The sequence below is a fragment of the Kitasatospora sp. NPDC091207 genome, assembly GCF_044768625.1.
GTDB lineage: Bacteria > Actinomycetota > Actinomycetes > Streptomycetales > Streptomycetaceae > Kitasatospora.
In genome coordinates this window covers 31,255-50,339 of the sequence record NZ_JBIVVS010000021.1, presented here as the reverse complement: position 1 = coordinate 50,339, position 19,085 = coordinate 31,255, and the positions used below count along the sequence as shown (strand labels likewise).

The window sequence follows — 19,085 nt, the reverse complement described above, 5'->3', positions numbered from 1 at the left end:
GACATGCGTGTGCTCGGAGCGGTCGGTTCAGGAGAGGTCCGGGCGGCCGATCCAGCCGTGGGCGAGGGTCTGTACGGTCGTGCCGTCCCGGTCGGCCAGCTTCCGGTCCAGGTAGGCGGCGGCCCACGGAGTGGTGGGGACGCGGAAGGCCGGCCGCTCGGCGAGCAGGGTCCGGACGACGACCTCGGCCACCTCCCGGGCCGGCTGGCCCGCCGCCTCCCAGCCCTGGCCGATCCGGTCGACATAGTCGGTGAAGGTGTCCGCGTACGGCCCGGAGGCGGCCCGGACGGTCGAGCGGTCGATGTCCGGGAAGACGCCGAACGAGGTGTCCGGGACGAAGCCCGGCACGACGACCGACACCCGCACGCCCTGCGCCGCGGCGACCGGGGCCAGGCTCTCCATGAACCCCTCGACGGCGAACTTCGCCGCGCAGTAGGCCTCGTTGAACGGCTGGCCGACGACCCCGTGCACGCTGCCGATCGTGACCAGACGCCCGCCGGCGGCCCGGAGCAGCGGCATCGCGGCCCGGCTGACCGCGACGACGCCGAAGAAGTTCACCTCCAGGTTGGCCCGCAGCGCGGCCGTGGTCGACATCTCCAGGGTGGGATCGGAGTTGGAGACGCCGGCGTTGTTGACCACCGCGTCCAGCCGTCCGTACACCCGGCGCACCTCGTCGAGGCAGCCGGCGACGGAGTCGGCGTCGGTGACGTCGAGGCGGCGGACGTCCACCGCGACGCCGGCCCGGTCGGCGGCCGCGCGCAGTGCCTCGGCCCGGCCGGGCCGGCGCATGGTCGCGACCGTCGTGAATCCGGCCGCGGCCGCCGCGACGGCCACGGCGAGCCCGATGCCCGAGGACGTCCCGGTCACCAGCGCGACTCCCCGGTCCGGCGTCATGAGGCGCGCTCCGCCGGGGCGCTGGTGACCGGCTCGTCCGGCGCGGGTCCGCCGCCTCCCGGCCGCGTCCGCTCCCGCTCGGCGGCGTCGAGCAGCGGTTGGATCCGCAGCGCCGGCAGGAAGGAGAGCGCTGCCAGCAGGGTGCCGCCGGCCATCACCGTCCGTGCCGCGTCCAGGATCCCCAGCGGACCGGTCAGCAGGGAGACGGCCAGGCCGCCGACCAGGGCGGCCAGCGGGATCACCCCCCAGGTGACGGTCCGGAAGGCGGCGTGCATCACGCCCTGGTGCTGGTCCGGCATCCGGGACTGCCGGGTGGGGGCGCTGCAGACGTTGATGCACGACATGAAGAAGCCGTAGCAGCCCATCGTGACCGCGATCACCGGCCCGGCCGGCAGCGCGGGTGCGGCGAGCACGCCGAGTCCGACCAGGCAGTGCAGCAGCAGCGACCAGGCCAACGTCCGCCCCAGGCCGAACCGTTCACTGATCCTCGGGGCGACCACCGCGCCGGCCAGCGCGCCCACCGCGGCGACCGACATGGCGGCGCCGAAGGTGCCGACCGGGACGTCGAGCCCCCGGTAGGCGAGTACGGGCAGGACGGTGACGAAGACCGGTCCGCCGCAGTTGAGCGTCACCGCGGCGGCCACCACGCGCCGCAGCACCGGGTCGGCCCGGTTGAGGCGGAAGCCCGCCGTCAGCCGCTCCCGGACGGACCCGGTGGTGACCGTCCGTTCGCCCCAGGGCCGCATCCGGCGGAAGCAGACGGCGGAGACCAGGTAGCTGGCGGCGTCGACGAGCAGGGCCGCGACGCCCAGCGCGCTGTAGAGGCCGGCCGCGATCGACGGGCCGGCCACCTCCGACACCGAGCCGCTGCCCTCCAAGCGGGAGTAGGCGCGAACGAGTTGGTCCTTCGGCGCGACGGCGGGGACGGCGACGAGGTAGCCGACGTTGAAGAAGATCGTCGCGCCGCTGATCACCGCCACGCAGCCCACCAGCAGCGGCGTGGACAGGGCGTCCCGCCAGTACGCCAACGGGATGACCGCCACCGCCAGCAGCCGGACGAGGTCGCAGACCAGCATCGTCCGGCGCTTGTCCCAGCGGTCGACCAGCACACCGGCGACCGGTCCGAGCAGGGGGATGCCCAGGTACTGGGCCATCGCCACGACGCCGACCTGGAGGGCGCTCGCGTGCAGTACGAAGATCATCAGGGTCGGGACGACGAACAGGGTCACCCGGTCGCCGACCGTGCTGACCGTCTGCCCGGCCCAGAACAGGTTGAACCCGCGCCCGAGGGAGACGGGCCGTCGCGGCTTCACGCTCCCTCCCGCACGACCAGGGCGGCGGTCTTGCCCGTCCGGCCGTTGCTGATCAGCTCGTCGACCCGGCGCACCCGGAAGGACTCCGGGTCGTGCTGGAAGGCGGTGCTGAGGGTGAAGGTCGCGGACAGCAGGTCCTTGCGCAGCCGCTCGGTGTCGGGCGGGCCGCCCGGGGCGGTGAGCAGCAGCAGGTCGACCGTCGCGACCCGGCCGCGCAGCTCGGTGATCACGAGCTGGGCCCGGGACACCCCCGGCTCCCGCTCCGCCCGCGCGACGACCCCGTCCACGTCCAGCCCCAGCCCGCGCACCTGCACCACGCTGTCCCGGCGGCCCAGCACCCGCATCGCGGCCCCGGGCCGGCCGCACGGGCAGGCCAGCAGCGTTCCCGCGTCGCCGGTCCGGTAGCGCAGCACCGGGTTGAGCATGTCCGGGTTCAACGTGGTGAAGTCCAGCAGGTCCTCGGCGCCGACGTGCACCAGCTGCTCGGGCAGGGTGTGGAAGGTGTCGGCCGGGCAGTCCGGGGTGTTGGTGCCGACCACCCAGGTCTCCGTGCTGCCGAACATGCCCCACCGGCGCGCCCGCGGCGCGACCGCGGCCAGGTCGGCGTCCAGCTGCGGCTGCCAGGCCTCGCCGAGCCAGAGCACCTTGCGCAGGGCCGGCAACTCCAGCCCGGCGGCCCGCGCGTGGGCGAACCAGAGCCGGAGCACGCTCGGCGTCCCGCCGATCGCGGTCACCCCGGCGGCCGCGAAGAACGCCAGCCAGTCGGCGTACTCCTCCGTGGCGACCGAGCCCACCGCGAGGATCCGGCACCCGGAGAGGTCGGCGAGCGCGGCGGCGAGGAAGTGCGCGCCCCACATCCGGCCCGCGCCCCAGGCGTTGACGAACACGTCGTCGCGCTCCAGCGGCTGCCACCGGGCGTGCACCCCGGCCATGTAGAAGCCGGTGGGGGCGTAGCCGACCTTGGGCGCTCCGGTGCTGCCGCCGCTCTGGAAGAGCCAGGTCGCGCCGGCGCCGCGGTCGGCCCGGGGGGCCAGGTGGGCCAGCGCGGTGTTGAGGCCGTCCTTGTCCAGCGCCGGGAGCGCGGCGAGGTCGTCGAGCGTGCGCGGTGCGCCGCTGCCCGCGTAGCGGTGCGCCAACTCCGGGACGCTGCGCAGCTGTTCGAGCGTGCGCCGGGCGATGTGCAGGCGCGGTTCGGCGGTCGCCGGAGGGAGTGAGAACAAGTCCGTCATGGCGTCGGGCGCTCCGTTTCCGGGGTGGGCGTGGCGGGGCCGCCGCCGTTGGTCAGCCAGGTGGCGTGGGCGTCCCGGTAGGCGGTGAACCGGGCGCGGGTGATGTCCCGCTGGAGTGTGCGCCGCGGGTCGTCGAAGTCCGGGGCGATCACTCCGTCCGGTTCGAGTTCGGAGAACCAGAACCGCTCGCCGTCGAAGAGGAAGTCGACGCAGAAGAACGGCATCGGCAGCCGTTCGGCGAACCACGCCGTGGCGGCGGCGAGTTCGGCCGGCACGGGCGGGAACTCCATGCTGCCGCCCCGGCTGGCGTTGGCCACCGGCGAGCCGGGCTCCGGGATCCGCTTCATCACGGCGTACGGTTCGCCGTCGACGACGTACACCCGGTAGTCGACCGTTCCGTCGCCGAGGTAGGGCTGGACCACGAGCGTGGTGTCCCCGCCCTGGGCCAGGCTGGCCAGGCCCCGCAAATCCTCGGCGCTGCGCGCCAGGTTGATCCCGCCGCCGCCGCACCACCCGGCGGGCTTCACGATGGCCGGGTAGGTCATGCCGCCCAGCGCCACCTCGTACTGGTGTTTGGCGATGTCGCGCCCGGTGCCGATCCGGACCGACGGGATCGGCGGGACGGGGGAGCCGGCGAGGTACAGCAGGGTGGCCAGCTTGTCGTTGCCGATGAGCGACATCCGCGGCGGGAACGGCAGGTAGAACCCGGCCTGTTCGAGCACGGCGTAGAGCGCGTACTGGTTGAAGACGTCCATCGACTGGTAGGGCAGCGAGTAGAGGGCGGTGACGAAGAGGGTGTCCCGCGGCGAGACCGCTTCGTCGTCCACATAGACCACGGGCCGTCCGGGGACGGTCCCGTCGACCGTGACCGCCTCGGGGGCGTGTCTGGTCCAGCTCATCCCGAGGCTCTCGGCGACCTCTTCGTACAGGTCCCAGAAGAAGGGGTGCCAGAGCGCCGCCATCCTGGTCGACTCCCGATCGGGGAAGATCCAGCACATCCGGCGCAGCGGCCCGGTGCCGGCCGCCGGGGGGCGAGCGGCGCCGGGCGTCGTGCGGGGTGGGGTCACGGCGAGTCCTTCCGAGGGGGTGGGGACGCGGGGGCGCCGGACCGCTCGGCCCACCAGCGGCGGCCGGCTTCCGGGAGGGTGTCCACCGGGTCGTAGTACAGGTGGCGCCGGCCGAGCACGGTGTCGAGGTCGGCGCCGCCGCTCTCGCGGGCCTCCGGCGCGGTGCGGTAGTTCTTCGTCCAGGAGGAGATGCCGCGTTCGCGGTCGTAGGCCACCGCCTGGTGCACCCAGCGCTTGCCGAGCTGGGGGACGTCGCAGACGATGCGCGGGGTGGCGTAGCCGGGCAGGTAGCCCATGATCGCCTCCTGCAGCCGCTGGGCCTGGTGCACGGGCGTGCGCCAGTGCTCGGCGCCGGGGATCATGTCGCAGAGGTAGAAGTAGTAGGGGAGGATGTTCGCCTCGCCCTGGAGGGCGAAGCAGAGGTCCAGCAGGTCCTCGGGGGTGGCGTTGACGCCGCGCAGCAGTACGCCCTGGTTGCGGACGTCCCGCACGCCCGCGTCCAGCAGGGCCCTCGCCGCCTCGGCGACCAGGGGCGTCACCGACCGCACGTGGTTGGCGTGGGTGTGCACGGCGAGGCTGACCGAGCGGCGGGCCGCGACGGCGGCCACCCGGCCCAGCCCCTGGAGGATCCGCGGCTGGAGCCAGTGCTGCGGCAGGCCGACCACCGCCTTGCTGGCCAGCCGGATGTCGCGCACCGACTCCAGCTCCAGCAGCCGCAGCAGGAAGGTCTCCAGCTGCGGCCAGGGCACGTTGGCGAGGTCGCCGCCGGAGACCACCACGTCGCGCACCGACGGGGTGCGCTTCAGGTGGTCGAGGATCTGCTCCTGCCGGTCGACCGGGCGCAGCGCCAGCCTGGTCTTGGTGACCTGGGGCGTGGACCTGCCGACCAGGTCCATCCTGGTGCAGTGCCCGCAGTACTGCGGGCAGGTGGCGGTCAGTTCGGCCAGCACCTTGGTGGGATAGCGGTGGGTGAGGCCCTCCACCACCCACATCTCGGCCTCGTGCAACGAGTCGCGCTCGGCCTTGGGGTGGCTCGGCCATCCCGGGTGGCGGTCCGCGCGCACGGGCAGCATGTAGCGGCGAACCGGATCGGCCAGGAACGCCTCGGTGAACGCCCGCGGTCCGGTCGGGGCGTGCGGCGCCATGGTGTTCAGCATCTGCGGCGGCAGCAGCATCGACATGGTGGCGAACTGAGCCTGGTCGGCGGCGAGTTCGTCGTAGAAGTGGTCGGTGAGCAGCTCTCCGGCGACGGCCCGCAGCTGCCGGGCGTCGCGTACGCAGTGGGCGCGCTGCCACCGGGCGTCCCGCCACTGGGCCGCGGTGACGTGGCGCCAGCCCGGCAGCCGGCGCCAGTCGGGTTCGGTGAGCGGAGTCCGGGCGTACTGGTAGGGCTGCCGGGTCGGGTGAGGGTCCACCGGGCGCTACTGGCGGGTGAAGAGGGTGGCGAAGCGGGTCCGGAGCTCGCGCTTGAGCACCTTGCCGGTCGGCCCGAGCGGGAAGTCCTCGGGGGTGCGGGCGATGCTCACCGCGGCGAGCGCGGCCAGCCCCGCGCCGGCGAGCGCCTTGTTGGCGGCCTCCTGGACCTCCTCGGCGGTACTCGCGGCCGCGTCGGCCTGCAACCGAACCACGGCGACCGGCCGTTGGCCCTCGCCGGGCGCTCCGGGGACCCCGATCACCGAGCAGTCCTGGACGAGGTCGCCGCAGTCGGCCAGCAGCACCTCCTCGACCGGCAGGCTGTAGACCGGCCCGGCCACGGTGTCGATGACGTCCACCGTCCGGTCGAGGTGGTAGAACGAGCCCTCCGGGTCGCGGCGGGCCACGTCACCGGTGAGCCAGTAGCCGGCCCGCTCGAAGGTGGCGGTGAGCTTGGGGTCGTTCCAGTAGCCGGGGGTCCGGGACGGGGTGACGACACCGAGCAACCCGACCGTGCCGTCCGGGAGTTCGCCGCCGTCCTCGTTCAGCACGGCGGCCCGCCGGACCACGTCGAGCGGCTTGCCGACGCAGCGGTCGTCGCGGGCGCTCTCCGGCGTGGTCACCTGGCCGAACAGTGCCATGCCCATCTCGGAGGACCCCAGGCCGTCGATGAACTGCGAACCGGGCAGGTCGGGTTGCTCGGCCCGCTGCTCCGGCAGCAGCCAGGGACTGATCAGCCCGGCCGGCCGCCGGCCGAGCCGCACCAGCCGCCGGATGTGCCCGTAGTGCGCGCTGTCCCCGGTGTTGAACCAGGAGTGCACCTCGGCCGCGCCCCTGGTGGGCGGTTCGCCGGTGGCCAGCTCGACGAAGGTGCGCGGGAAGGAGGCGACCATGGTGGGCCGGAAGGCCTCCATCACCGGCTCCACGGCGGCGCGCCGCCAGTCCGACATCACCACGGTCGGCAGACCGAGCAGGGTGGCGGTGAGGAAGTAGCTGAGCCCGCCCGCGTGGGTGTGCGGCATCAGCGACATCAGCCGGTCGTAGGGCTCGGCGGGGAAGCGCACCATCCGCGGCTGCTTGCCGTCCCAGAACTGGCGGTGCGCCAGCATGGTGGACTTGGGCGTGCCGGTGGTGCCCGAGGAGTGGATCAGGGCGACCACGTCGTCGTCGGCGTGCCGGTACGGGTAGGCCTCGGGGAGCCGGGCCGCGCCGGCGTCGAAGGCCTGGATCTCGGCCGCCAGGGCGATGAACCGGGGGCGGCGCCGCGGATCCTCGCGGTAGGCCGAGGCCAGGCGGGTGGGGTCGTCCGCGACGATGCCGACCACGCCCACGTGGTCGAGGTAGCGGACCATGACGTCGTGCCGCATGGCATCGTTGACCAGCGCGGGCACGGCGCCGAGGGCGGTGAGCGCGAGGAAGTGCAGCAGCGGCTCCAGACCCTCGCCGACGACGACACCGACCGGCTCGCCGGGGCGCACCCCGTTGGCCCGGTACCAGGTGGCGTAGCGGTCGCGCAGGGCGGCGAGGTCGAGCAGGCTGTGACCGCGCAGGACGACGGCGCCGCGGTGGTCGGTGTGGTGGCTGTAGGCGAACGGGACCGCGCGGTTCGGGTTCACCGCGAGGGCGTGGTCCAGGAAGTTGCCCGCGCCCAGGGCGGGTTCGGTCATCAGCCGCTCCCTGGCGGCGAGGGGCGCGATGGGACTCCGGTCGCTCATGGCGGTCTCCTGAGGGGGTGGCCCGGCGGGGTTCTTGTGGAACCGGGCCGGGCTTCGGTGGGGATCGGTCCGCGGACGCGGGGGTGGACCGGGCGTGCGGGGGTGTGCGCGGGCAGGGCACGGGCAGGGCGCGGCCCGGTGCGGGTGGTTAGGGGGTGCGGGGGTGCGGGGGTTCGGGGGTGCCGGGGTCAGCCCCGGGCGAGGACCTCGGCGACGACCCGGTGGCCGGAGCGGACGGCGCCCTCCATCAGGCCGAAGTACTCGGTGCTCGTCTCGGTACCGGCCCAGTGCACCCGCCGATGCGGTGCGGTCAGCGTCGGTCCGTACCGCAGCCAGTCGCCGGGCCCCCGGAGGGCGGCGTAACAACCCTGGCTGTACCGCTCGTTGACCCAGTCGGTGATGTGCAGGCCGGTCGGCGGCGGGAGCATCGGGAATACCCGGGCGGCCTGCTCGACCACGGCCGTGCGCTGCTCCCGCGGGCCGAGCGCGCCGAACCGCCGGGCCTCGTTCCCCGTGATGAACCCGGTCAGGACGCCGACCCCGCCGTCGGCCGGGGAGTCGTCCACCGTCGACAGCAGCGGACCCTCGGCGTTGACCGACCAGCCGGAGAGCCCGTGCGCGCGCCAGAGCGGCTCGGGGTAGACCAGGGTCGCCTTGACGGCGCAGCCCCGGGCCGTCCGTTCGCCCGCCCGGCGCACCGGCGGCGCCGGCCGGTACTGGACGGCGTCGGCCGGCAGCGGCGGCAGCGCGATCACCGCGACCTTCGCCCGGTACGCGCCGCCCGTCGAGTGGACGGTCACCCCGTCCTCGTCCTGGTGGACCGCGTGGACGGCCTCGCCGAGCCGCACCCGGGCACCCAGCCGGCCGGCCAGCCGCTCGCACACCTGGTGGGCGCCGCCGGCGATCCGATCCTGCTGGGCGCCGCCCTCGAAGGCGTTGAGGTAGCGGATGCCGCCGCCGGAGCGCAGGTAGAAGGCCATGTGCAGGACGGAGACGTCGGCCGGGTCGGCGGCCATCATCTCGCCGAGGAAGAGCGGGAAGAAGAGCCGGGCGTCCGGGTGGGTCAGCTGCCGGTCGGCCCAGGCGGCGGCGGTGAGGGTGTCCAGCCGGGCCGCGTCCGGGGTGAGCCAGGGCGCGTCGAGCCGGACGGCCGCGGTGAGTACGTCGAGCTGCTCGAAGAGGTCGCCGAGCGCCACGGCGTTGAGCGGTGGGAACCGGCCGTCCCGGGTGGTGTCCTCGCGGCCGAGCAGGAACCGGCCGGCACCGAGCATCGTGGTCGGCGTGGTGTCCAGCCCCAGGTCCTTGACCAGGGCCAGGAGTTCGGTGTGACGCTCGCCCAGGTAGGCGGCGCCGGCGTCGACCTGGTGGCCGGGTGCGACCGGCAGGCCGTGGGTGCGGCCGCCCACCCGCTCGCGGGCCTCCAGCACGGTGACGTCGACGCCCCGGGCGGCCAGCCCGGTGGCGGCGGTGAGGCCGGCCAGCCCGGCCCCGACCACGACGGCGGTGGTGACGCCGGCGGCCGCGGGTGTCGTGCCGGCGCCGCCGGTTCCGGGTGGCGTGGTGGCGCGGTCGGAGCCGGTCATCTGCCGGCCGCGATCTTCGCGGCGAGTGCCCGGGGGGTCGGGGCGAGCAGGAAGTCGTCGAAGGACAGCTCCACACCGTGGCCGCGGGCGATCGCGCTGAGCACCCGGGTGGCGATCAGCGAGTCGCCGCCGAGCCGGAAGAAGTCGGAGTCCGCCGCGACCTCCGGGGTCTCCAGCACCCGGCGGAAGACGGCCACCAGGCTGTCGGTCACGGCGTCGGCGGAGTGCGGGGCGTGCGGGGAGTGCGCGGAGTGCGCGGAGTCCAGGGTGTGCGGGGAGTCCGGGGCAGCGGCCGCCGTGGGCAGGCCGCCACCGGCGGCGGAGGTGGTGTCAACGCTCATCGAAGGTCTCCTTTGACCTGTTCGGGGGCCGTGTGCCGCCGGTGCGAGCCGGCCCGGTCGACTTTGCCGCTCGCCGTGAGCACCAGTTCGGGGACCACGGTGATCCGGCTGGGCACCAGGTGGCCGGGGACCTTCCCGCGCAGGTACGCCAGGACATCGGTGTCCAGCGTCCCGGCCGCCGCGCCCGCCCGCGCCACCACATAGGCGACCAGGGCGGACCGGCCGGCGAGCGTCACCGCGGCCACGGCCACCGCGCGCACGTCGGGGTGGCCGGTGATGTGTGCCTCGACCTCGGCCGGGTCGACCCGGATGCCCCGGACCTTGATCTCGCCGTCCAGCCGGCCCCGGTGGGTGAGCAGGCCGTCCGGCGAACTGCTCACGAGGTCGCCGGTACGGAAGTGCCGCTCGCCGTCGATGACGGTGAACCGGGTGCCGGTGGCCTCGGGCCGGCCGTGGTAGCCCAGCGCGACGGACGGTCCGCCGATCAGCAACTCACCTTGGTCGCTGATGAGTTGGACGACGTGGGGGAGTGCTCTGCCGATCGGGGCCGGGGCGCCGCCGGGCCAGTCCCAGCCGGCCGGCGGGGCCTGCGGGCCGTGCAGGTCGACGGCATGGGTGATCAGGGTCGTCTCGGTGCAGCCGTAGGTGTTCACCAGGCGGATCCGTCCGGTGTCCAGCGCGGCCCAGTCGGCCAGCCGGGCCGCGCTCGCCGGTTCGCCGCCGATCACCAGGACCCGGACGCAGTCGGGCAGCGGGGTCCGGTCCTCGGTGAGGTGGAGGACCAGTTCGTGCCAGAAGGCGGTGGGCAGGTCGAGCACGGTGATCCGCTCGCGCTCCACCATCCGCAGGAAGCGGGGGAACGACCCGGCGTGCGCCTCGTCGTCGAGGACGAGCGCCGCCCCGGTGAGGAGCGTCGGCAGGATCTCCTCGAAGCAGGTGTCCCAGTTGAGCGAGGCGAACTGCAGCACGCGGTCGTCGAGTGTCAGGCCGAAGAGGTCCCGTAGCGAGGGCACTACGGCGGAGAGGGCCCGGCGGGGAGTGAGGACGGGCTTCGGCTGCCCGGTGGAGCCGGAGGTGAAGAGAATGTAGGCCGGTTCCCCGGCGCCGGTCCCGGTGCGGCCGGCGTGGATTCCCGACGGCCGAAGGGTGTCCGACGGGGTGCCGGCCGCGGTGTCGCCCGGTGATATCGGACGGCCGGGCCCGGCGGTCGGCACCGGGATTGCGGGGAATTCCGCCGAAGGTGCCGAGGGGACCCAATCCAGGCCGAGCCGGTGGGCCGTCGCGGGGTCGGCCGCGACCATTGTGCGGCAGTCCACCGTCGAGAGCATCGCCCGCAGCCGGTCCGCCGGGAATGCCGGATCGGCGGGGCAGTAGACCCCTCCGGCGGTGAGGACGCCGAGCAGTCCGACGACCGTTTCCGGAATGCGGCTCGCCTGCACGGCGACCACTCCCGGCCGGGGGCCCAGCCGCTCGGCCAGGTCGCCCGCCAGCGTGTGCAGCCGGCGGTAGCTCACGGTACGTCCGTGCCGGACGATCGCCGGGCGGTCCGGAAAGCGAACGGCGGTTTCCGTGAACGCGTCAAGTAAGTCGGAGGGAACTCCGGTGGTGCCGTTATCAAGTGACATGACCGCCCCAAGAATGGCTCGCAAGCGCTCATCCGCGCTCGGCGGACCGGGACTCTACCTTCGAACATGGGGGCCCACAATGGATGTTGAGGGTATTGCGGCGCCGTGGTGTGCCTGAATGGTGAACGAACGCCGCACGCTCGAAGAATCTGCGCCACGGCCGGATTGACGTTGTCGACGGTGGGAAAGAATGGCGCCGAGTCATGCCCCGGACTTCTTGGCGCGGGCCGGTCCTGCCCGGTCCTGTCCAATCCGCCGCGGTCCGGTGCGGTCGCGCGCGAGCGCGCCGCCGGTCCCCGGTGCGGTGCGGCGACCCAGGCCGGGCCCGGCCGCGCCCGGCCGGGGCGGGTGTCGCGCACCCCGCCGAGCCGGGCCCGAGCCGCCCGATCGGCCGGTCGGGCGGCCTGCCCGCGATCGCGGCTCCGTCGCGGGGGCCTACGGGCGACGGGGGCCGGCCGCCCGCCCCGGGGGCCGTGCCCCTGGTGTGACCCCCGGGGTGTCCGGGGCGCACGGTGTCGGCCGCCGTGTGCGCGCCACCCGCCCCCGCGCGCGACGGTCCGGCCCGCCGACGGGGCGCCGGTACCCCCGCCGGCGACGGCGGCGACGCCCGCCGGTCCGCGATGACCGGTTCCTGCCACGAGCGGTCGAGGTGCCGGGGGGAGGTGCTCGCCGGCACCCGCGGGTGCCGGTCAACGCCCCTTTCGGCGGCCCGGTCCCATCGGTGCCGCCGGGGGCCGGAGCGGACCGGTTCCGGCCACACCCGGCGAGCGGGGGACTGGCCGCGCCCGCCCGGGGCAGACGAGCGCCGCGAAGCCCGGGCGCGGTCGGTGCCCGGGCGGCCCGTCCCGAAGGGGGGAACAGCTGTGAGTGACTACTCCGTGCAGCCCTCACTGTCCGTCGCCGAACTGTCCTCAGGAGCAGCCGAGTTGCTCAACGCCGCGGTGCGCAGCGGCGCACCCGGGGGAGTGCCCGGGCTGTTGCTCCCCGCGGACGCGGCCGAGGCCGTGGCCGCGCTGGCCGGAGTGACGGCCCGGCTGCCCGAACTCCTGGACCAGCTGGCCTCGTTCCTGAGCAGCGAGCAGGCGGCGGGCCGGATCGGCCCGGCCCGGGGCGAGGGGCTCGACGGCGAGCGGGCCCACGACGCCCTGCGGGCCGCGCGCGACGCGCGGGAACAGCTCTACGAGGCGGCCCGCACCGCGGCACTGGTCGCCGACGCGGTGACGGCGGCCGCGACCGTCCTGGCCCCGCTCGGGCCGGCCCATCCGGCCGGCCGGCCCGCCGAGCCGCACGCCTGAGGCCGCCGGCGCTCCCGTGGTCCGCGACCGTCGCGGCTCCGGCCGTCCCCCGGACCACCACGTGTCGGCTGGTCAGCCCGCGTTACCTCTGGGTGCGGTCGAGGAAGTCGTCGATCAGCGGGGCGATGGCGGGCAGCAGCTCCTCCAGCGCGAAGTGTCCGGTGTCCAGCACGTGGAGCTCGGCGTCCGGCACGTCGCGCAGGTAGGCGCGGGCGCCGGGCTCGGTGAAGAACGGGTCGTTGCGGCCCCAGAGGACCAGCGTGGGCGGCCGGTGGGTGCGCAGCCACTCCTGCCAGGCCGGGTAGAGCGCGACGTTGGAGTGGTAGTCGAGGGCGAGTTCGACCTGGATGTCCTTGCGGCCGGGCAGGTCGAGGAAGTGCTGGTCGAGCGTCCAGCCGTCCGGGGAGACCAGCTCCGGGTCACCGGTGCCGCCCTCGTACTGGCCGCGGGTGATCTCCAGGGTGAGGATCGCGCGGGCGCGCTCGGCGGCGCCCTCGACACCGTGCCGGTTGGCGATGAACCCCCGGGCCTGGTCGGAGAGCCCCTCCTCGTAGGCGTTGCCGTTCTGCACCACCAGTCCGGTGATCCACTCGGGGTGGCGGGTGGCCAGCCGCAGGCCGACCGGGGCACCGAAGTCGAAGACGTAGAGCGCGAAGCGGTCGAGGCCGAGCACCCGGCAGAATCCCTCGACGACATCGGCCAGCGAGTCGAAGCGGTAGCTGAAGTCCCCGGGCGCGGGGCTGTCGCTGTGCCCGAAACCGGGGTAGTCGGGGGCGATCAGGCGGTAGCGGGAGCCGAGAACGTCGAACAGGCGGCGGAACTGGTGCGAGGCGGAGGGGAATCCGTGCAGCAGCAGGAGAACGGGCGCGTCCGCCGGGCCGGTCTCCCGGTAGAAGACCCGCAGGCCGTCGACATCGGCGAAGCGGTGCCGGATCCGCGGGACCTCCGGGATCCGCGGAAGGCCGGCCGGGCGGTGCCCGGGGGTCGAGGGTTCGGTGGCGGTTGATGCTGTCACGGTGTCATCCCCCTGAAGTGGAACGGTTTTCGGTTGAGGGGATCGTGGCAGGCCACCGGCCGCGAACACAACGGCGGAACGGTCCGTCTCGAACGGCGGAAGGACGGCCGGGTCCCCCGCACCGGCCGGAGTCGCCGGCCTCGGCATCCCGGTGCCTCGTCGCCCGGCCGCCGTGACGCGGTCACCGCCTCCCGGCCGCTGCGCCGTTCGCCCGTCCGCCTCACCCGACCGGGGTATGTCTGTCACCCGTTCGTACCGCTCGGGTGGCGAAAGGCGGGGCCGGCCCGCGTTCGTGTGCCAACGTTTCCCGGGCGCCCCTCACCGGGCGTCTCTGGGGCCCGTTCCGGGCCGGGCCCGTCCGCGAGGGCGGGTCGCGAAGAGCAGTGATGACCTGGAAGGCGTGAGATGTCCGTTCGTGGAACCCTTGGCAAGTTCGCCGTCACCGCGGTGCTGGCGGCCGCGGCCGTAGTCGCCGTGCCGACCGTGGCGCTGGCGCACGGCGAGAGCCCGCAGCCTTCGTCGCAGTCCGGTCTCGCGGCGGGCCAGGCCTCGGTCGGCCTCTTCGGTCCGAAGCTCGCCTGGCTGGAGGCGTTCAGCAAGAGCAACGGCTGACCGGCCGCTTCCCGACACCGGGCACCCCCGCCGCACCGCGCGGCGGGGGTGCCCGCTGTCGTGTCCGCCGCCCTTCCGGTCCTCGCGCCACGGCCGCGTCGGACCGGCTGGTCGGCGGCTCCGGCCTGACACCCTGACGCCCTGACACCCCGGGCCCCGGCCGCGCACATCGCCGCCCGTGGCCGGCCCGCCCTTCGACCGCCTACGGTCCCCGCCCGCCGGGGTTCCGTTCCGCCGCCGGCTTCCTTGCCGCCTCCAGCAACCGGACCATCGCCGCCACCGGCAGGGCCGGGTTGGCCGCGGCCGCGGCCCGGACCCGCTCGTACGGGCTCTCCAGGCAGAGCCGCAGGGTCGCCGCGGACGCCGAGGGGTGCTGGGCGACGGCGAGCAGCGCGTCGTGGCCGAGCGCGGTGGTGACGGCCATGGTGTGCAGGAGGTCGGGCGGGCAGCGGGGGTTCCGGGCGAGCGACGGGTACAGGGACGGCCCGTGGCGTTCGGCCAGCCCGTGGAGGAGGTGCGGAGCGAGCGCGGGGTGGGTCGCCACCCGCTTCGCCACGGACGGGTCGGCGTCGCGGGCGAGCGCGGCGGCCAGGTCGGCCGGGAGGTCGGGACGGGTCGCCGCCATGGCACGGAGCTGGGCCGTGGTCGAGCGGGCGAGGTCGCGCAGCTCCTCGGGTGACGCGGCGGCGACGCGGGGCCACAGCCCGGTACCCAGGCGGACGGCGGGCGCCAGCCGCGTGAGCAGGGACATCGGGAGTGCCGGGTTGGCCGTGACAGCCGTGCGGACGGAGCGGTCCGGGTCGGCCGCAAGGACGCGGATCAGTGGTTCCCCGACGGCGGGGTTGGCCGCGGCCTCCCGGCGGACCAGGTCGTCGGGGTCGGTGGCGAGCCGGCGGTAGAGCTCGTCGGACAGGTCCGGCCGCCCGGCCAGGGCAGCGCGGACCCGGACGTCCGGCGAGTCCCGGAACTGCTCCAGGCCGGTGGCCGGGGTGGCGGGGTTCTGCAGCGCGGCGGTCCGGAGAGCCTGGACTCCGGCCTCGTGGTCCCCGCAGGCCCGTGGGAGATCCGCGCACCGGCCGCACCGCTCGACCGGTGGGCCTCCACCGTTGGCGAGCAGCGCGGCCAGGACGTCCGGTGGGGTCGCCGTGTTCCGGGCGAGGGCGTCCCTGACGGGTAGGACCGGCCGCGCGGCCAGGCGCCGGGCCAGACGGGCCGGGAGCGCGGCCGACTCGGCCACGGCGCACACCACCGCGAGGTGCGAGTCGTCAGCGAGCAGAGCCAGCAGGTCCTCGGAGTGTCCGCCGTATTCGACGAGTGCGACCCGGACCGACGCGTCGCTGTGGCGTGCCAGGTCGTGGATCCATGCGGCGGGTACGTCGGCACGACCGGCCGCCGCGACGGCCGACCACGGATCGTCCGGCGGTATGTCCTGGAGCGGAAGCGCCCCACGGGCGATCAGCTCGCGCAACGTCCACGGGTCGGACCGCCGGGCCAGGTTGCGTGCCTGGCGGGCGGTCAGGGCGTCGCGCCGGACGAGGGCCTCGCAGAGGTCCTCGTCCGCGACGGTGGTGAGGTGGTCCAGTAGACGCTGCGGCAGACTCGGGTTCTCCGCCAAGCCGGACAGTTCCGGGCTGTACTCCGACACCGCCCCATGATCGGGCTTCTCGGCCCGATCGGACCATCGATTTCTCCCTGCGGGACGGCCCGGTCCCGGAGGCCCGGACCCCGGCACCGGTCTCGGCCCGGTGCGGCCTACGGCTCCCCGGTGTACGGCGGGTCGGGATCCTCGGGGCCGTCGGTGGTCGCCGGCGGGAGGACGAGGGTCGCGACCGCGCCGCCGTCCGGGTGGTTGGCGAAGGTCAGTTCGGCGCCGATCACCCGGGCGTGGCCCTCGGCGATGGTCAGGCCGAGACCGTGTCCGCGGCCGCGCTCGCGCACGCTGGTGCGGAAGCGCTGCGGTCCGTGCCGCAGCAGGTCGTCGGGGAAGCCGGGCCCGTGGTCGCGGACGGTGATCCGCAGCCCGTCCACGTTCAGCTCGACCGGGCCGCGGCCGTGGCGGTCGGCGTTGACCAGTAGGTTGGCCAGGATGCGGTCCAGCCGGCGCAGGTCGGTGCGCACCACCGGTCCGTCGGGGCGGCCCGCCCCGACGGCCGGGCGGGCCGGGGCGCCCGCCGGCTCGACCTCCGGTGCCCGGACGGACAGTGCGACGGTCAGGCCGGTGAGTCCGACCGTCCGCCGGACGGCCCGGTCGAGCGGCACGGCCGACAGGTACGGCGTCTCGGCGTCCGCGTCCAGGCGGGAGACCTCCAGCAGGTCCTCCACCAGGGAGCGCAGCGCCTGCACCCGGTTGCGGACCAACTGGGTGGGCCGGCCGGGCGGGAGCAGTTCGGCGGCCGTGACCAGCCCGGTGAGTGGGGTGCGCAGCTCGTGCGCGACATCGGCGGTGAACCGCTGTTCGTCCTCCAGCCGGCGGTGCAGCGCCTGGGACATCGAGTCCACGGCGGCGGCGAGGTCGGCGACCTCGTCCCGGCCGTCGCCCAACTCGCCGATCCGGGTGTCGGTCCGCCCGGCGGCGATCTCGCGGGCGGCCGTCGCGGCGGTCCGGAGCCTGCGACTGATCCGGTCGGCGACCAGCACGCCGGCCAGGACGGTGGTGAAGACCGAGGCGGTGACGGTGATCAGGATGATCCGGTCGAGGTCGCCGATGGAGCGCCGGTCCGCGGTGAAGTCGACCCGGACGGACAGCACCGCGCCCTGGACCGGCGCGGCGGCCCACATCGTCTCGTCGTCCTGCGGTCCGGTGGCCAGGACGGAACCCCGGCGGCCCTGCGCCGCGAGTTCGCGCAGCCGGGGCGGCAGCGCCGGGTCGTCCAGCGCGGCGCTCTGGCCGGTGGTCTTGTCGTTGCGGCTGTAGGCGACGAGGGCGGAGTCGAGCGCGCCGAGCGCGGACCGCCGGGCCTGGTCGACGTGCTGGCGCACCATCGCCTGGTGGACCAGCAGGCCGACGCTCAGCGCGACCAGGACGGAGATGGCGGCGACGGCGGTGGCGATCTGACGGCGCAGGGTCATGCCGGGCGCCGCAGCTTGTAGCCGAAGCCGCGGACGGTCTCGATCCGGCCGGAGCCGATCTTGGCGCGCAGCCGTTGGACATGGACGTCGACCACCCGGGTGTCGGCGCCCCAGTCGTAGTCCCAGACCCGTTCGAGCAGGCCGGAGCGTTCCAGCACGATGCCCGGCGCGGCGGTGAACTCCAGCAGCAGCCGGAGTTCGGTGGGGGTGAGCGGCACCAGGCGGCCGTCCACCCGGACCTCCATGCTGTCGGTGTCCACCTCCAGGCCGTCGATGGCGCGCACCGCGCGGGGGGCCGCGGGCCCGGGCTCGGCCGGCGCGGTCGGTGCCGCGGGTACGGCGGGTGCGGCGGGCGCGGTCGGCAGGGCCGGCGATCCCGGGGCCTCCAGGGGGGCCGGCACCGCCGCCTCGGCGGTCGGCACCACCCGGATCCGGCGCAGCACCGTGCGGATCCGGGCCACCAGCACCGCGCTCTCGAACGGTTTGACGACGTAGTCGTCCGCACCGGCCTCCAGCCCGGAGACCACGTCGACGGGGTCGGTGCGGGCCGACATCATCAGGATCGGCAGCTGGCTCTCCTCGCGGATGCGCCGGCAGAGGCCGACCCCGTCGAGGAGCGGCAGCATCACGTCGAGCAGGATCAGGTCGGGGCGCGCCCTGTGGAACGCCTCCAGGCCCTCCAACCCGTCGGCGGCCGTGCTGACGGGGAATCCGTAGCGTTCCAGAGCCATCCGGGTGGCCTCGCGGATCACCTCGTCGTCCTCGACGATCAGGATGTGGGGGTGGACGGGGGCGGCGGTCATGGCCTCGGCTCCGGGATCACTGGGGGCTGGATCGCCGCGGTCGGACGTGATGTGGGTATGGGGGACGCGGTCGGGGTCGCCTCGGGCGGCCGGGGCGCGGGGACCGGCCGGCCGGTGCGGCCGGACGCGTCGACCCCGCTGGAGGGTGAGACGGCGGGCGCGGGCGGGGTCGCGCCGGCGCTCGGCTTGGCGGTGATCACCGGATCGGCGGTCGCGGTGCTGCCCTGACCGGGCCCCGCGATCGGCCCGAGGGCCTCCAGCCGCTGCTCCGTCAGGGAGAGCCGGGTGCCGTTCCAGCTGTAGTGGCTGCTCTTCAGGGAGGAGGCGGTGCTCGGCTCGCGGAGCCAGAGGTCGGTGGCGACGGTCTCGGCGCTGAACACCGGCAGCACGGCCACCCGCAGGATGGGCACGACCCCGCTGCCGCCCTGGGTGTAGACGTGCAGGACCACCGAGCCGCCGGTGGCGACCGCGGCGATCAGCTCGGTACGGCCGTCACCGGTGAGGTCGCGGTACTCGGGGCTGCGGACCTCGCAGTCCGGGCAGCCGGCCAGCGCGCGCCGCTCGTCCGCGCTCACGGCCGGGTCCTTGGCCAGCAGGGCGCGCAGGTCCACCGAGGTGAGGTCGGGACCGGGCACGGTGATGTCGGGCACCGGCGTCGGCGGCGGTTCGGTGGGGCCGGCCGTGGCCGGGGAGGTCGGCGTCGGCGCGGTGGCCAGGCTCGGCCAGAGCGGCTGCGGTACGGGCAGCGGCGTCACCGGTCGGGCGGCCCCGGCGTCCCGCAGTTCCCCGGGTGCCGCGCACCCGGCCAGCGCCACGAGCAGGCCGAGGACGGCGACGCCGAATCCGCCCGCCGCCCCGGGCCCTCGACGGGGTGGGAGTGCTGCTGCCACGCTGGTCGTCCTCCTGCTGGTCTGCGGTGATGCGCGGTCCGCACACGGCTGATAGGTCGTCCGAACGGTACCCGGCGGTTCCGCCCGGGCGCCGCCCACCGGGGGGAACGTGCGGGCAGGGCGGTGGGGGGGGGGGGGGGGGGGGGGGCGGCCCCCCCCCCCCCCCCCCCCCCCCCCCCCCCCCCCGCCCCCCCCCCCGCGCCCCCCGCCCCCGGCCCCCC

At 75.1% G+C, this 19,085-nt stretch carries 16 protein-coding genes; 2 read left to right on the top strand and 14 right to left on the bottom strand.

Annotation, left to right across the window (positions count from 1 at the left end):
• Nucleotides 1-27 precede the first annotated feature (27 nt).
• The 9 genes from ACIQTO_RS28585 to ACIQTO_RS28545 all read right to left on the bottom strand — a co-directional run bounded on the left by ACIQTO_RS28585 (nt 28) and on the right by ACIQTO_RS28545 (nt 11,180).
• The gene (locus tag ACIQTO_RS28585) at nt 28-894 is read right to left on the bottom strand and encodes an SDR family NAD(P)-dependent oxidoreductase (RefSeq protein ID WP_402393768.1); all 867 of its coding nucleotides are present in this window, start codon (nt 892-894) and stop codon (nt 28-30) included.
• Nucleotides 891-2,207 (bottom strand): MFS transporter, encoded by a 1,317-nt coding sequence (locus ACIQTO_RS28580; protein WP_402393764.1) that lies wholly within the window; start codon nt 2,205-2,207, stop codon nt 891-893. The genes ACIQTO_RS28585 and ACIQTO_RS28580 overlap by 4 nt, the downstream gene beginning before the upstream one ends.
• The gene (locus ACIQTO_RS28575) at nt 2,204-3,436 is read right to left on the bottom strand and encodes an AMP-binding protein (RefSeq protein WP_402393761.1); all 1,233 of its coding nucleotides are present in this window, start codon (nt 3,434-3,436) and stop codon (nt 2,204-2,206) included. The genes ACIQTO_RS28580 and ACIQTO_RS28575 overlap by 4 nt, the downstream gene beginning before the upstream one ends.
• A complete protein-coding gene (locus ACIQTO_RS28570; protein WP_402393759.1) occupies nt 3,433-4,503 on the bottom strand; it encodes a RimK family alpha-L-glutamate ligase in 1,071 nt (356 codons plus the stop codon). Before ACIQTO_RS28570 ends, ACIQTO_RS28575 begins: the two co-directional genes overlap by 4 nt.
• On the bottom strand, nt 4,500-5,918 hold the full coding sequence (locus ACIQTO_RS28565) for a KamA family radical SAM protein (protein WP_402393756.1): 1,419 nt from the start codon (nt 5,916-5,918) through the stop codon (nt 4,500-4,502). The genes ACIQTO_RS28570 and ACIQTO_RS28565 overlap by 4 nt, the downstream gene beginning before the upstream one ends.
• A gap of 6 nt (nt 5,919-5,924) precedes the next feature.
• Complete coding sequence (locus ACIQTO_RS28560) at nt 5,925-7,631, bottom strand: class I adenylate-forming enzyme family protein (protein ID WP_402393754.1); 1,707 nt, start codon at nt 7,629-7,631, stop codon at nt 5,925-5,927.
• A 188-nt stretch (nt 7,632-7,819) separates the two neighbouring features.
• Nucleotides 7,820-9,214, bottom strand: a complete 1,395-nt coding sequence (locus tag ACIQTO_RS28555; RefSeq protein ID WP_402393751.1) for a flavin monoamine oxidase family protein — start codon at nt 9,212-9,214, stop codon at nt 7,820-7,822.
• A complete protein-coding gene (locus tag ACIQTO_RS28550; RefSeq protein ID WP_402393748.1) occupies nt 9,211-9,555 on the bottom strand; it encodes an acyl carrier protein in 345 nt (114 codons plus the stop codon). The genes ACIQTO_RS28555 and ACIQTO_RS28550 overlap by 4 nt, the downstream gene beginning before the upstream one ends.
• On the bottom strand, nt 9,552-11,180 hold the full coding sequence (locus ACIQTO_RS28545; RefSeq protein WP_402393746.1) for an AMP-binding protein: 1,629 nt from the start codon (nt 11,178-11,180) through the stop codon (nt 9,552-9,554). Before ACIQTO_RS28545 ends, ACIQTO_RS28550 begins: the two co-directional genes overlap by 4 nt.
• A gap of 863 nt (nt 11,181-12,043) precedes the next feature.
• Between ACIQTO_RS28545 and ACIQTO_RS28540 the strand changes: the two genes are divergently transcribed.
• Nucleotides 12,044-12,475, top strand: coding sequence for a hypothetical protein (locus ACIQTO_RS28540; RefSeq protein WP_402393743.1), 432 nt, complete (start codon nt 12,044-12,046; stop codon nt 12,473-12,475).
• A gap of 82 nt (nt 12,476-12,557) precedes the next feature.
• Here the strand turns inward: ACIQTO_RS28540 and ACIQTO_RS28535 are convergent, their stop codons facing one another.
• Nucleotides 12,558-13,427 (bottom strand): alpha/beta fold hydrolase, encoded by an 870-nt coding sequence (locus tag ACIQTO_RS28535; protein ID WP_402394019.1) that lies wholly within the window; start codon nt 13,425-13,427, stop codon nt 12,558-12,560.
• Nucleotides 13,428-13,895: 468 nt separating this feature from the next.
• Between ACIQTO_RS28535 and ACIQTO_RS28530 the strand changes: the two genes are divergently transcribed.
• Nucleotides 13,896-14,102, top strand: coding sequence for a hypothetical protein (locus ACIQTO_RS28530; RefSeq protein WP_380577901.1), 207 nt, complete (start codon nt 13,896-13,898; stop codon nt 14,100-14,102).
• Nucleotides 14,103-14,304: 202 nt separating this feature from the next.
• Here the strand turns inward: ACIQTO_RS28530 and ACIQTO_RS28525 are convergent, their stop codons facing one another.
• The 4 genes from ACIQTO_RS28525 to ACIQTO_RS28510 form a co-directional block, all read right to left on the bottom strand.
• On the bottom strand, nt 14,305-15,747 hold the full coding sequence (locus tag ACIQTO_RS28525) for a hypothetical protein (protein ID WP_402393741.1): 1,443 nt from the start codon (nt 15,745-15,747) through the stop codon (nt 14,305-14,307).
• 107 nt (nt 15,748-15,854) lie between these two features.
• The gene (locus tag ACIQTO_RS28520; protein WP_402393738.1) at nt 15,855-17,171 is read right to left on the bottom strand and encodes a sensor histidine kinase; all 1,317 of its coding nucleotides are present in this window, start codon (nt 17,169-17,171) and stop codon (nt 15,855-15,857) included.
• Entirely contained in the window at nt 17,168-17,974 is an 807-nt protein-coding gene (locus ACIQTO_RS28515; RefSeq protein WP_402393735.1) for a response regulator, read from the bottom strand. The genes ACIQTO_RS28520 and ACIQTO_RS28515 overlap by 4 nt, the downstream gene beginning before the upstream one ends.
• Nucleotides 17,971-18,864: a hypothetical protein gene (locus ACIQTO_RS28510; RefSeq protein WP_402393732.1), complete on the bottom strand. Its 894-nt coding sequence runs from the start codon at nt 18,862-18,864 to the stop codon at nt 17,971-17,973. Before ACIQTO_RS28510 ends, ACIQTO_RS28515 begins: the two co-directional genes overlap by 4 nt.
• Nucleotides 18,865-19,085: the final 221 nt, after the last annotated feature.

Bases quoted from the DNA above. Each gene is read 5' to 3' on its own strand.
- ACIQTO_RS28550 (WP_402393748.1), bottom strand. From the start codon at position 9,555: ATGAGCGTTGACACCACCTCCGCCGCCGGTGGCGGCCTGCCCACGGCG.
- ACIQTO_RS28585 (WP_402393768.1), bottom strand. From the start codon at position 894: ATGACGCCGGACCGGGGAGTCGCGCTGGTGACCGGGACGTCCTCGGGC.
- ACIQTO_RS28515 (WP_402393735.1), bottom strand. From the start codon at position 17,974: ATGACCGCCGCCCCCGTCCACCCCCACATCCTGATCGTCGAGGACGAC.
- ACIQTO_RS28560 (WP_402393754.1), bottom strand. From the start codon at position 7,631: ATGAGCGACCGGAGTCCCATCGCGCCCCTCGCCGCCAGGGAGCGGCTG.
- ACIQTO_RS28575 (WP_402393761.1), bottom strand. From the start codon at position 3,436: ATGACGGACTTGTTCTCACTCCCTCCGGCGACCGCCGAACCGCGCCTG.
- ACIQTO_RS28555 (WP_402393751.1), bottom strand. From the start codon at position 9,214: ATGACCGGCTCCGACCGCGCCACCACGCCACCCGGAACCGGCGGCGCC.
- ACIQTO_RS28520 (WP_402393738.1), bottom strand. From the start codon at position 17,171: ATGACCCTGCGCCGTCAGATCGCCACCGCCGTCGCCGCCATCTCCGTC.
- ACIQTO_RS28530 (WP_380577901.1), top strand. From the start codon at position 13,896: ATGTCCGTTCGTGGAACCCTTGGCAAGTTCGCCGTCACCGCGGTGCTG.
- ACIQTO_RS28545 (WP_402393746.1), bottom strand. From the start codon at position 11,180: ATGTCACTTGATAACGGCACCACCGGAGTTCCCTCCGACTTACTTGAC.